Raw genomic sequence first — 12,331 nt, 5'->3', positions numbered from 1 at the left:
GTGATCGAGGCTGTACGCCGAACCGCGGCGACGAGCGCGCGCACCAACTCGCGACCGGTGGCGTCGCCGGCTGCATGCACAATTCGCCGTCGCGAGTGTGCCGCCTCGAGCCCAAGTCGCAACGCGCGGTCAGGGTGCTGGTCGAAGTCGACGCCGAACCTTTGGATCGTCCTAATCGCTTCGGGTGCAGCTCGTACCACTCGCCGCACCGTGGCCTCATCGCAGAGTCCGTCGCCGGCAGCTATCGTGTCGCAAAGGTGAAAATCTGGGCCGTCGTCGCCCCCGAGACTTGCCGCAAGACCGCCCTGGGCAAGTTCACTGCAGGCTCCGGTTCCAAGCGGCGCGTTGGTCAAAAGCACGACCGGTTCCGGCGCCAGATGAAGCGCCGTCATCAGGCCGGCAATGCCGCCGCCGATGACGACCGGCGCCCCGGCGATGTCGCGAACCTCCAGACTCATAGGGAAAGCATGCGCTCGACCGCGCGGCGGGCGGGGCCGGCAATTTCGGGATCAATCCGGACCTCATGCCGGTTCTGCTCGAGTGCGGCGCGAATGTTGGCCAGGTTGATGCGCTTCATGTGCGGGCACAGATTGCATGGGCGAACGAACTCGACGTCGGGATGCGCGACCGCGACGTTGTCGCTCATCGAACATTCGGTCAGAAGGACGACACGCGTCGGTTTCTCACGCTCGACATAATCCGACATCGCCGCGGTCGAGCCGGAGAACTCCGCCTCCGCGACAACGTCTGGTGGGCATTCTGGATGGGCCAGCACGATGACGCCTGGATGGGCATCGCGCAGTTCCCGGATGTCTGCTGCGGTGAAGCGCTCATGCACCTCGCAATGGCCTTTCCAGGCGATGATCTCGACGTCTGTATCGGCTGCCACGTTCCTCGCCAGATATTCGTCCGGGAGCATCAGCACACGCGCCACGCCAAGCGATTCCACCACCGCCTTGGCGTTGCCGGACGTGCAGCAGATGTCGGACTCCGCTTTTACGGCGGCGGAAGTGTTGACGTAAGTAACAACGGGGACCCCCGGATACCGCAGCCGCATTAGCCGCACGTCGTTTGCCGTGATCGATTCGGCCAGCGAGCAGCCGGCGCGGAGATCCGGGATGAGCACGGTCTTGTTCGGATTGAGCAGTTTTGCCGTCTCGGCCATGAAATGAACGCCGGCAACCACGATGATGTCGGCGTCGACCGTCACCGCCTTGTGGGCCAACGCCAGGCTGTCGCCGACGATGTCTGCCACGCAATGAAAAATTTCGGGCGTCTGGTAATTGTGCGCCAGCACCACCGCATTGCGCTCACGCTTCAGCGCTAAGATGGCTTCAATATCGCCGGCGAACGCGAGCCATTCAACGGGTGGGATCACCCGCCGGACACGCTCATACAGGGACGCAGCCATAGGTAACGCCCCAGTCATTGGCGCCTCGATTATATTCGGTTTGACAATAAGGGAATATATCTACCTTGACTATAAGTATGTCAAGCCCGCGCCAGCGGTAATTTTGTCCCGGCGATAGCCCTGTCGTCGAGGACGGCATGCCGGAAGCGATAAAGCTTCGCCGGTCGGCCGCCCGTGTCGAGGGAGGTCTCCCCGGTCTCCTCAACAAGTTCCTGCTGCTCGACCAATCTCCGGAAGTTCGGCTTGTTGATCAGCCTGCCAGCCAAAGCTTCCACGGTTCGCTGCAGTTGCAGCAGCGTGAAGGAAGGCCGCATAAGCTCGAACACGACCGGCCGGTATTTGATCTTCGAACGCAGCCGCGCGATCCCGGTTGCCAGAATACGACGGTGGTCAGCGACCATTGGTTTGCCAGCCGCGGCCGCAATCGCGTCCCTGCCGCCACCGGCCTCCTCAATCAGACCAGCTTCATAGAGCAACTCGTAGCGTTGGAGCGTGAGTTCCTCGTTCCAATGGCGGTCGTCGAAGCCGAAGGCTATCGCAGCGCGCTGCCGGCGCTCGCGTTGAGTGGTCGGCTCGCTGGCGCCGCCGGCCCACTCAATCAGGCGGGGCCGCAATCTATCGAGCAGCACAGGCGGCGTGCCGAAGCGGTGGTCCTCCCAGGGAAAATATTCGTACCAACTTTGCCAGCCGCACGCGGCCGAGTTCGTTGCCTGTTCCTTCCTGGTCAATGCGAGATAGCTGATTGAGATGACGCGCTGGTGGCGCTCAGTGCCGATGCGATCGCGATCGGCGAAGGTGTAGAGTTGCTCGATGTATCCAAGTGCATGGCCGGTCTGCTGCTCCACCCACCCCCTCAAACCCGACTGCAGTGATCGATGCTCAAGGGCAAAAGGTCCAGAAGGGAGGGTGTCCGCATGACCGACTGTGAGGACACAGGGCTCACTGTCGTTTACGGCGACCACGACGGCAGTCAGGTCCACTTTGGCTTCGTCAGCTTTGACGGCGGCTTTGCCTTTCTTGGTTCTTCTTGTCTGAGGATCCATGTTTGCGAAAGCGGGTTGGCCCAACGGAGCGCCTTAATCGATTGAATGTAACCTTGGAAGCCAGCACGTCAACACCAGAGTACTCAAGCGCTGTTTTTAGCTCTTCGCAGTCGCACAAAAATATGCCAAACGCGACACCCGCTGTTGGTAACGTAAGGGAAGGGGCCTCGGTTGAGCGCGGCTGGTGAGATAAAAGGGATGACTCCTCCAGATATTCGATCGCGAAAAGGCCAGACGCCACTTGTATGCTTGACGGCCTACACCACGCCGGTCGCGAGGCTGCTCGATCGCCACTGCGACATCGTTCTTGTCGGCGACAGCGTCGGCATGGTGCTGCACGGCCTGTCGTCGACGCTGGGGGTCACGCTCGACATGATGATCATGCACGGACAGGCCGTTCGCCGCGGCCTTGAACACGCGCTGATGGTCGTCGACCTGCCCTTCGGTTCCTACGAGGAAAGCCCAGAGCACGCTTTCGGCAACGCTGCGCGCGTGATGGGTGAGACCGGTTGTTCAGCGGTAAAGATCGAGGGCGGCGAGACCATCTCGGAAACCATCCGCTTCCTTACCGCGCGCGGCGTACCTGTCATGGCCCATGTGGGCCTGACGCCGCAGGCGGTAAACACGTTTGGAGGCTATCGTGTGCAGGGCCGGGGAGCCGATGCAGAGCGGATCAGGCGCGACGCCAGGGCGGTAACCGAAGCGGGCGCCTTCTCCTTGGTGCTGGAAAAGATACCGGAGCAGCTTGCACGGCAGATAACCGCCGATATCGACATACCCACAATCGGCATCGGTGCCTCGCCAGCTTGCGACGGCCAGATTCTGGTGAGCCACGATATGCTCGGGCTCTTCACCTCATTTCGGCCGAAGTTCGTCAAACGCTATGCCGAGCTCGGTGAGCAGGCTGAGGCGGCAATCGCCGCTTACGCCACCGATGTGCGGAACCGGCACTTTCCGGCGGTCGAACATCTCTATGTCAACGCCTTGAAGGCCGGTGACTTCACATGAGCGTGCCGATCGCTCGAACCGTGAGCGAGCTGCGCGGCGTCGTTGCGCAATGGCGTCGCTCGGGTGCCACGATCGGTATTGTGCCGACCATGGGAGCCTTGCACGACGGGCATCTGAGCCTCGTGCGGAAGGCGCTCGAAAGGGCCGAGCGGGTGATCGTGACGCTGTTCGTAAACCCCAAGCAGTTCAACAGCCCCGCCGACCTGATTGCCTACCCTCGGACGGAAAGCGACGATGCTGCCAAGCTCGCTCTGCTGGGCACGCATCTGCTCTATGTGCCGGACACAGAGGAAATGTACCAGGTGGGCTTCGCCACGGCCGTTTCAGTGTCCGGCATCAGCGAATGCCTTTGCGGCGCATTCCGGCCCGGCCATTTCAATGGCGTGGCGACGGTCGTGGCCAAGCTCTTCCTGCAGGCCGGCGCTGACTTCGCCTTTTTTGGCGAAAAGGATTTTCAGCAACTTCAGCTTGTCAGGCGCTTGGTCCGGGATCTCGACATTCCGATCACTATTGTGCCCTGTCCGACAGTCCGCGAAGCCGATGGTCTTGCGCTATCGTCGCGTAACGTGCGGCTCTCCCCAGCCCAACGCGCCATTGCCCCAAAACTAGCATCGGTCCTGCTCGATACGGCCGAGCGGCTTGCACGCGGCTCCCCCATCCTGCCTACGCTTGATGAAGCGCGTGCAGCAATTCTGGCTGCCGGCTATCGCGAGCTCGAATACCTGGAGCTGCGCGGAGAAACAGACCTGCAATCGTTAGCAAGCCTTGACCGACCGGCACGCTTGCTTGCTGCGGCTTGGCTTGGCGACACGCGGCTCATCGATAACGTCGCAATATCACCCATCGGTAGTTGGTCAGGTGGGCGGAGCTCTCTCCAATCGGAAGCAGCACAGCAATTGCGGTGATGACGGCGGCGCGTCGTATGCCCTGCAGGGACAGGCCATCATTTAGAACCACGTCTCCGTCGGCTTCCAGCAACCTCCGCGAGGTACGCTAAGCGCAGATGCATCGCGTATTTGAAACCTTGGTCGAGCAACTCTCTGCAAGCGTCGATGCCGTCGATCTCCATGAGGCAATGGCGTCCGCCGCAGCCGGGTTCGACTTTCCGCTCTTCGCTTATTTCACCTACCCATCCGCTTCCGGCGACAGGCCGCGATTGATCTCGAATTATCCATCATCATGGACATCACATTACCTGCAACAGCGCTACCACAGCGTGGATCCCGTGATCCTGCGGGGACTGCGGGGCTGGGATACCTTCGACTGGGGTGTGGACCGCGATCACCGTTATTTGCCGACCTCTCAGCAGGAAGTCCTGGAAAAAGCAGCTGAGTTCGGCATTCGCGGCGGACTGACCATGTCGATGCATGATCATCGCGGCCGGTTCGCCGCACTGACCTTCGCCTCCAACGAGGCGCATCCGCCATTTCTGAGGTCGCTGACGCGCTACGAAAAAGCAATGCAACTGGTTGCGATCAACGTTCATATCCATGCCCGGCGCAGGCTCGCCGAAGATTGCGTGGTAGATGGCATAACGCTCACCCGGCGGGAGTTCGAGTGCCTGAAATGGGCGGCGTGCGGCAAGTCGGCCTGGGATATCAGCCAGATTCTCGGTGTCTCGAAACGCACCGTGACCTTCCATCAGGAAAACGCCAAGGCGAAGCTTGGCGTGCGAACCATCAACCAGGCCGTAGTGCGGATGGCTGCTCGGGCGAGATCCTGATCCTCTCCAAGTCTAGCTGTAAAGGTCTACAGGCTGCATTCATGACGGCTTTGCCCTTCGATTGCGTGGACACATCCCGCACGGAGACGACAATGATGCAGCTGATAACACCCGACTGCTACGCCGAGTTTGCGAGCGAACTCAAGGAAATGCACGGACTTAGGTATCGGGTTTTCAAGAAGCGGCTCGATTGGGAAGTGCAGACCGAAGGCGAAATGGAAACGGACCCGTTTGACAGCCTGAACCCCGTCTACCTGCTTCTCAAGGGGTCCGATTGGCGAACTTGCGGCTGCGTCCGCCTTTTGCCGACCACCGGACCGACAATGTTGCGCGATACGTTTCCGACGCTGCTGGATGAGATGGTGGTCCCTGCGAGTGCCGATATCTGGGAGAGTAGTCGTTTCGCGCTCGATCTCCCTGCGACAGCGCCGAAGGCAGCTGGCGGCCTGGCCCAAGCAACCTACGAGCTCTTCGCGGGGATCATCGAATTCGGCTTGGCCAACAATCTCTCCGGGATCGTAACGGTGACAGATACGCGCATCGAAAGGATCCTTCGTCTCGCCACCTGGCCGTTGTCACGTATCGGACAGCCCAAGCAGGTCGGCAACACCGAGGCAGTCGCCGGCTTCCTCGATATTTCCTACGCCAGTCTCTTGCGCATCCGCTGGAGGGGACGCCTCAACGGGCCGGTGTTGTGGCAACCAGTTCTCATCCAATCGGCATAGCGCCTGCGGATGCTCAGCCGTGACTTGAGTTAAGTCTGCTCACGGCCGCCACCGCCGCCGTGAGGGTGAGCGGACCCGCCCCCACGAGCTTTCGACTGTTCCGGTCGATTGGCTCGCGCGGCCGGACTTTGGATTTCCGTAGGCGCAACCCGCAGTCCAGCGTGAGCACGCCAAAATGGCGCCCCTCCGCTTCGTCCAAAGAAGCCAACGTGGCTTCTGAGGTCGTCTTAGAATATTGGACCGGCCGCCGTGAGCGATCGCAACCTCAAACCTTTGCCGGTATGCCGGTTTGGCCGGACCGTCGGCCAGTCGGAGCAGTCCCCTGATAAGGACCCGAGCTGACGCGCGGTCCAACAGCGCCCGAGCCTATGCTTTGTGCATTACCGTTCGGTTGGCCATGTCGTCCAAGACCGCATGAAGAAGGCTTCCAACCTCCTGCGCAGCGAGCTCTGGCGCAATTCCTACATCGGACAATTGAATGAGCATTTTCTTGGCAGCACAGCGCCAGAACGCACTCGCCGCCTCGCCGTTCTTGGTCTCGAGGGCCTGGGCGATACTTTCGACCAATATACGTCGCCGATGCAGCGGAAATACGCAAATGTTTGATTCATGCATCAATCACCTCACAGATTCAGTTCCACAAAGAAAAACACCGGCGTCTTCAAAAGAGCCCCGCTAGCGCGGTGACGGTTCGCGGCGACATGACGAGTTCCACTTCCCCATCGACAAGCTATTGGGAGATGAGCCGCCGGACCGCATATCCGGGACCGCACATAAGGTGAACCACCATTGCTCATCCGGCTGCATTTTCCTGGGCCGTTCGACGAGGCGTTCCAGCCGAATTGACGTCCAATGACTTGATCTCTGAAAGGGCAGGGCGGTACGAATCACCCGATTGTTCCGCTGCTTACATTCCTGCGAGCTTGTGTATGAACGATTAAAGCGTGCCCGAGCCGTTCTTGGTGGCCGCCGCAGAAGGGAATCATGTCATCCGCTGCCTATCGTAGGCGGCGCGACTTCTAGCATGACTGCACTGCCCCGACAGGGCTTTGCAATCGCGCGTTTCGAAGCCTATGCTTTGGCATCGGCCGGCATTTACTTCGGTGCAGCCGACAGTAAGACGTACGCGCTCTTGCCCCGTTGGAAGAGAGCCTTGCCCGATCCCTCTTTCGCGACCAGGTGCTGAAGCCCTCACCCCGCAGGACTTCGCGCTTTTGCGACCATCGCTGCATCACGTCGAACCGGGCATCAAGGACCAGTTGGAGGTCGCGCATCAGCCGATCAAGAACGTATATTTTCCCGAGAGGGGCATCGCGTCGGTGGTCGCCACCATGACCGGCGGGCGGCAAGGTGAAGTCGGCATTGTCGGCTATGACGGGATGAAAGGAATTGCCGTCATTCTCGGAAAGGAAAGCACTACCTGGCGCCTGCCGGTTGAAAACCTTCGCCCTGCGATTAGCCCGTCGCTTCGCACCTCAGTGCTGGATTATGCCCACGCGTTCCTCGTCCAATCATGCCGGACGGCACTGGTCAATGGCCACTCCAAGATCGAAGAACGGCTGGCCCGCTGGCAGCTGATGGTCCACGACCGTGCGGAAGGAGATAAGATCCTCCCGACGCATGAATTTCTGGCGACCATGCTCGCGCCCACCGCCCGGGGTCACCACGGCCCTGCAAATGCTTGAGTATCGAGGACTGGTGCACGCCAAGCGCGGCGAGATCACGATCATCGACCGTGCCGGATTGATAAAGCTCACACATGGCGCTTATGACAAGGAGGAGCAGCGTTATTTCGGCCTGGCCGCTGCCTGAAGCATGTCGGTTGAAACGGGTTCAGCCGACGTCTCCTTGCCCCTCACCAGGTCGCCCAAAAGCATCAGCGGTTTTGAACGAATCGCAGCTATTGTCCGCAATCGGACATAGGCTTGAAGGCGGTCGAATTCGTGCCATAAGTCGGGTTGGTCAGGGTTCAGGGAGGAATTCGTCATGACCAATTCGTTTCACACCGTCACCGTCGAAAAAGCCGCAGAAGCCTATGTCCTTTCCAGGGGAAGGGTCCGCTTTCTCTCCATGGCGCAGGCGATCCGCGCCATCCGAACACTAATGCCGGCATGCAAGGCCACCGACCGCGAGTTGGAGGAACTGTTGGCGGCCGCTTCCTTCGTTCATGGCGTGCCCGTCGCCTTCGACACAAAAACAGCCGATGGTGTAGAACCACGGCTGCATTCCTAAGAGGGCATGCCGCGCCATGCAGACTGTCAGAGGGCATTCGTCAGATGGTAGTCCGCTAACTTAACTGCAGAGTCTAAAGGACGTGTTCCAGCATTGCGAACTCACCGATCGCTTTGTTGCCAAAGCTGCCAGCAAGCGATCGCCTCATCCAGCCGTTTGCACCATCTCATCACAGACATCATCGCGATGCTACCTGTCCAGCATATGTCCAGCATTTCGCAAGGCGGCCAGAAGGAGCCTCGCATAGCCTGTGACATCGATCTGGGCCTGCATCGAAAGGGGCATGCTGGTCCAGTTCTCCAACGGTGCAATGAAAGGTGAGAAGGTGCCATTGACTAGGCAACAACAGCTAACAAGGCCCTCTCGGTCCAATGCCACCACACCGATCTTGTCGCCTGGATATCCAATGGCTGCGACTCGCTGGACCTCCAGGTCACCGTCCACCCGCACGTCAAAAAGAAGGCTACCACGGCTCCTCGTGGCTATCTCAGCCGCCTTCTCATCAAAGCTTGAAGAGAGCAAGCGGACGCTTTCCACCGCCATCTGGAAAATCACCAAATCCAGTTCATTCACGGCCATATGGGCATTTCCGCGCAACGGGTGGTGATTGCAATGACACATACTGCTTGTTCACAGATGTCGGTCACGAACGATCATTCGTCGGGTTCCGGTTCCGACCAACGGTGTCGCCACCTGATCGTGCTGCGGTTCGAACCTTCCGAACGCGAGCCGAGCGCGCTATGAGGTTGGAGTCTAGGTCTCGGACCCTGCCTCGCGGCCTTCTCATCTTTGGCAGACCCGTTGCAACGCCGCCGCGATGGCGCAAACGCCAGATGACGCTGATCCATCGCTTGATCGTGAACTGAGCTTCTGAACACCATTGGGACAGCAGGGTGGAAGGGCTTGACCAACGCTGCCCCCGTTTTCCAAGAGGACCCGTCCTCGATTGAATCTTTCGAGCCCCGTGCGGCGCGCAGCCAAATGATGACGATCTGGACTCAGCTCGCAGACCGCAAGGCAAAGAGGGAACCTTCCAGGCAGCCAAGCTGCTCGACGCAAAGAGCGGCCTTTGGAGTTCCCAAGAATCGACCCTTCCATAGTTGCGACAGGCAACCACTGCACGAGTGTGGGAGAGCGAATCGCAAGCATTGCGTGAGGTCCTGCGCGTTTTCCCCTCTTTGCTATTTGGCACATCGTTTGCGCCGAAGTGGGCGCAGCGTTCGACCGGAGCACTGCATGGGAGAGGGAGGAGCCCCACCCCGATCCGGTCAAGGAGAGAGACGGTGTTGGTTCCAAGAGTTCCCCGCGCGATCGCAGCGCCCCGCAAGCGCCATTTTGCCCGGACCTACGTGCAGGTACTTGCCGCCATAATCCTGGGTGCCGCAATCGGCTATTTCCATTTGGAGACCGGCCACAGCCTGAAGCCGCTCGGCGATGCCTTCGTCGATGTCGTCAAGATAATCACCGTACCTGTCATCTTCCTGACAATGGCGACCGGCATTGCCGGCATGAGCGATCTGCAGAAGGTCGGCCGAGTTGCCGCCAAGGCGATGGTCTATTTTCTCACCTTTTCGACGCTCGCTTTTGTTGTCGGGCTGATTGTCGCGAATATCGTTCAGCCTGGCGCCGGCCTCAACATCGATCCGGCCTCGCTCGATGTCCAAGCCGTTAAGGGCTATGTGGCCACGGCTCACGAGCAGTCCGTGACCAGCTTCCTGATGAACATCATCCCGTCAACGATTGCCAATGCCTTCGCGGAAGGCGACATCCTGCAAGTCTTGTTCCTCTCGGTCCTGTTCGGCGCGGTCTGCCGCTACAACGGCCGCTCGCTCTTCTCTCTCGTCCGATACATCAAGGACGAGCTGCTGCTCGCAATGTCCTCCTCAGAGGCCGCGCTGGCCTCGCTCATGGAGAAGATGGAAAGGGCCGGCGCCACGCATTCGGTCGTGGGTCTCATTCCATTCAATCTGGACGGCACGAATATGATGCTCGCCGCCCTTTTCATCGCCCAAGCGACGAAAACTGATCTCCCGATCGGCTGCCGGATCCTCATGCTGTTTGTCGCATTGTTCCCTTCGAACGGAACAACCCGCATTACCGGTGCAGGCCTCGTCACAATGGCTGCAACGCTCTTTCTTGTTCCGGCCGCACCGGTCACCTCCGTGGGGCTTATTCTTGGCGTCGATCAGCTTATGTCCGAATGCCACGCGCTGACGGTTTTTCTCCGCAGCGTAGCGGCAACGCTGGCTGTCACCCGGTCCGGGGCGAGCGGGATAAACGACGATTCGGGGAGCGCCTCACTAGCGGACCGTTCAGCGCTCCGGCGGTGGACGGTCAAGTCGCCCGGCGTGGTGAACACAATTCCCCGTGCGAACGACGCTCAGCTATTGGGGTGGACCCGATGGCGCAAAGCCGTATTTGAGAAACCGCCAGATCGCACCGGCACCTGTGCGCCTGTAGCAACTGCGGGGCACGATCAAAACTGACCCATTTTACACCAAAAAGGCGGCCGTTGCTGCCACGCCGTCCATGGATTGGAGACTCATGTCTAAGCCGACTGCCATCACTGTCGCAGCTCTTCTTTTACTCCTCGCCTTGCTGGCGAGCCAATATAGCGCGAACCTGCACCGGCAGGCGTGGTCGACCGACAGGCAAAAGTGGAGCGGCGCATTCGACAACGATCTCCTTCGCCAATCGCCGGCAACCCGCAAGGCGATGCCGTTCTGGTCATATTCAATGACTACCACAACTGTCCGCATTGCAGACTGGCTGATATCAACTACCAAAAAGCCTTCAAGCATGAACCCAATCTGAAGCTTGTGATCAAACAGTTCCCGGTCCTGGGACCGGATTCCCAATTCCCAGCCTTCGCCGCACTCGCCTCGAGAAAACAGGGAAAGTTCGACGAATTCCACCGCGCCCTTATGATTTCCCCCAGTTGAAGGGTCACTCTCAAGATCGCAGCGCGTGTAGGCCTTGACGTTGAGCAGCTCAAGCGGGAATGCAAGATCCGGCCATCGCAGATGAAATGCGCGGTCCGCGCACTCGCGAAAGGTCTGCACTTAGACGGTACGCCCGCGTTGGTGGTCGGCGATATAGTGGTCGCCGACCTTGTGGACATGGCCAGCTTGCAACGCTTGCATCGCCGATGCGCGCTCAAAGCGTGCTGGCTCTCGTGCGGGGCAGCATCTGTAGACCGGCCACGCTGTTGTTGCCGGAGCGTGCCGTTTGTGGCAGCTGGCTTTGCTGTCGCTCCTCGTAATCTTGTTGCGGTCATCCAGCTGCCGTGGGCGCCAACAACAATCCTGAGCGCCCGCGCCTGAAGTCGCTGGCCGGGTGCTCGTGAACCGAGCCCGCTTTTCTTCGGCAAGCTCAGGCGGTCTTGGCCCTGCGGCATCGCCCCCTGGCGCGGGGCAGCCTTCGGCTGCTGACGGTCGCCGGCCTGTCGGCCGGCGTCTTTCTATTGTGGCCTTCCCCCTGGCGCAGGGTGGGCAGCACTCCCTTCTAGGCCCGCCGCGGCGTCCCGCAACCCTTCGCTTGTCGCTTTCGGGTCCTCCACTCCGTTCCGGTCCTGCTGATGCAGTCCGCCTCCGACGGCGGGCCTTTCCGGTCGCTTTTGCCGCCCACCCCGCTTCCGGGGAGGGCGCGCGATTGTAGAGCGGAGGACATCACGATGCGTGCAAACAACAAACGTTGCGGCAGCCGACAGGCTGGCGCAGACAGTGGCGGGCGCACCGGCGCCAGCCTTTATCAGGAAATCACCGACCGCATCATTGCCGAACTGGAGCGCGGCACCGTGCCATGGGTCAAGCCGTGGGGCAGGGCAAGGACAGGCCTCGGCCTGCCGCGGAATGCGGCCACCCAGCGCCGATATTCCGGCATCAATATCCTGATCCTGTGGGGCGCGGTCATCGAGCGCGGTTTCCCCAGCCAGAACTGGCTCACCTTCCGGCAGGCGCTTTCGCTTGGCGGCAATGTCAGGAAGGGCGAGCACGGCACCACCATCGTTCACGCTGACCGCTTTGTTCCCAAGAACGAAAAGCAACGCGCCGACACCGATGGCGACGAACCGCAGGCGGTGCCCTTCCTGAAGCGCTTCACCGTCTTCGATGTCGCGCAGTGCGATAATCTGCCCGAACATCTTTACGCCGCCGGCGAGCCTCTGCCTGAGCGCGAGATGGTCCCGCAG

Annotated in this window: 15 protein-coding genes; 9 read left to right on the top strand and 6 right to left on the bottom strand. The window is 60.3% G+C overall.

All coding sequences use genetic code 11. The features are described 5' to 3' along the window. The 3 genes from EOA32_RS24125 to EOA32_RS24115 all read right to left on the bottom strand — a co-directional run. Positions 1 to 458, bottom strand: a 458-nt coding sequence (locus EOA32_RS24125; RefSeq protein WP_128373068.1) for an FAD-dependent oxidoreductase, incomplete at its 3' end; no start/stop codon positions are given. Next, positions 455 to 1,429 (bottom strand): quinolinate synthase NadA, encoded by a 975-nt coding sequence (gene nadA, locus EOA32_RS24120; protein ID WP_126063925.1) that lies wholly within the window; start codon positions 1,427 to 1,429, stop codon positions 455 to 457. The genes nadA and EOA32_RS24125, both read right to left, overlap by 4 nt. 62 nt (positions 1,430 to 1,491) lie before the next feature. Further along, positions 1,492 to 2,454 (bottom strand): hypothetical protein, encoded by a 963-nt coding sequence (locus EOA32_RS24115; protein WP_126063926.1) that lies wholly within the window; start codon positions 2,452 to 2,454, stop codon positions 1,492 to 1,494. Between the two features lie 171 nt (positions 2,455 to 2,625). Here EOA32_RS24115 and panB point away from each other — a divergent pair, with 171 nt between their 5' ends. The 4 genes from panB to EOA32_RS24095 all read left to right on the top strand — a co-directional run bounded on the left by panB (position 2,626) and on the right by EOA32_RS24095 (position 5,910). Then, complete coding sequence (gene panB / locus EOA32_RS24110; protein ID WP_126063927.1) at positions 2,626 to 3,462, top strand: 3-methyl-2-oxobutanoate hydroxymethyltransferase; 837 nt, start codon at positions 2,626 to 2,628, stop codon at positions 3,460 to 3,462. Beyond that, on the top strand, positions 3,459 to 4,367 hold the full coding sequence (panC, locus tag EOA32_RS24105) for a pantoate--beta-alanine ligase (RefSeq protein ID WP_024505565.1): 909 nt from the start codon (positions 3,459 to 3,461) through the stop codon (positions 4,365 to 4,367). The genes panB and panC overlap by 4 nt, the downstream gene beginning before the upstream one ends. A gap of 98 nt (positions 4,368 to 4,465) precedes the next feature. Further along, entirely contained in the window at positions 4,466 to 5,185 is a 720-nt protein-coding gene (locus EOA32_RS24100; RefSeq protein WP_126057768.1) for a LuxR family transcriptional regulator, read from the top strand. A 92-nt stretch (positions 5,186 to 5,277) separates the two neighbouring features. Continuing rightward, positions 5,278 to 5,910 (top strand): acyl-homoserine-lactone synthase, encoded by a 633-nt coding sequence (locus EOA32_RS24095; protein ID WP_126057769.1) that lies wholly within the window; start codon positions 5,278 to 5,280, stop codon positions 5,908 to 5,910. A 366-nt stretch (positions 5,911 to 6,276) separates the two neighbouring features. Here the strand turns inward: EOA32_RS24095 and EOA32_RS40070 are convergent, their stop codons facing one another. Next, positions 6,277 to 6,525, bottom strand: coding sequence for a DUF6074 family protein (locus EOA32_RS40070; protein ID WP_063169245.1), 249 nt, complete (start codon positions 6,523 to 6,525; stop codon positions 6,277 to 6,279). Between the two features lie 599 nt (positions 6,526 to 7,124). Here EOA32_RS40070 and EOA32_RS24085 point away from each other — a divergent pair. The 3 genes from EOA32_RS24085 (at position 7,125) to EOA32_RS24080 (ending at position 8,142) form a co-directional block, all read left to right on the top strand. Further along, positions 7,125 to 7,595: a hypothetical protein gene (locus tag EOA32_RS24085; protein WP_245454734.1), complete on the top strand. Its 471-nt coding sequence runs from the start codon at positions 7,125 to 7,127 to the stop codon at positions 7,593 to 7,595. After that, positions 7,588 to 7,722, top strand: coding sequence for a hypothetical protein (locus EOA32_RS40630; protein ID WP_256754986.1), 135 nt, complete (start codon positions 7,588 to 7,590; stop codon positions 7,720 to 7,722). Before EOA32_RS24085 ends, EOA32_RS40630 begins: the two co-directional genes overlap by 8 nt. 174 nt (positions 7,723 to 7,896) lie before the next feature. Continuing rightward, positions 7,897 to 8,142, top strand: a complete 246-nt coding sequence (locus tag EOA32_RS24080) for a hypothetical protein (protein ID WP_063169243.1) — start codon at positions 7,897 to 7,899, stop codon at positions 8,140 to 8,142. Between the two features lie 189 nt (positions 8,143 to 8,331). Here the strand turns inward: EOA32_RS24080 and EOA32_RS24075 are convergent, their stop codons facing one another. Next, complete coding sequence (locus EOA32_RS24075) at positions 8,332 to 8,721, bottom strand: hypothetical protein (RefSeq protein WP_024505560.1); 390 nt, start codon at positions 8,719 to 8,721, stop codon at positions 8,332 to 8,334. 707 nt (positions 8,722 to 9,428) lie between these two features. Here EOA32_RS24075 and EOA32_RS24070 point away from each other — a divergent pair. Continuing rightward, entirely contained in the window at positions 9,429 to 10,628 is a 1,200-nt protein-coding gene (locus EOA32_RS24070) for a cation:dicarboxylase symporter family transporter (protein WP_306462679.1), read from the top strand. A gap of 6 nt (positions 10,629 to 10,634) precedes the next feature. Here EOA32_RS24070 and EOA32_RS40065 read toward each other — a convergent pair whose 3' ends face one another. After that, positions 10,635 to 11,204: a hypothetical protein gene (locus EOA32_RS40065; RefSeq protein ID WP_245454735.1), complete on the bottom strand. Its 570-nt coding sequence runs from the start codon at positions 11,202 to 11,204 to the stop codon at positions 10,635 to 10,637. Positions 11,205 to 11,815: 611 nt separating this feature from the next. On the opposite strand from EOA32_RS40065, the gene EOA32_RS24060 reads away from it, so the two are divergent. Beyond that, the coding region (locus tag EOA32_RS24060) for an ArdC-like ssDNA-binding domain-containing protein (protein ID WP_128373067.1) at positions 11,816 to 12,331 on the top strand (516 nt) is incomplete at its 3' end.

The sequence above is a fragment of the Mesorhizobium sp. M1A.F.Ca.ET.072.01.1.1 genome (assembly GCF_004023325.1).
In the GTDB taxonomy this organism is placed as follows: Bacteria; Pseudomonadota; Alphaproteobacteria; order Rhizobiales; family Rhizobiaceae; genus Mesorhizobium.
The sequence above is the reverse complement of the archived record's forward strand: the minus strand, read 5'-3'. Positions and strand labels throughout refer to the sequence as shown.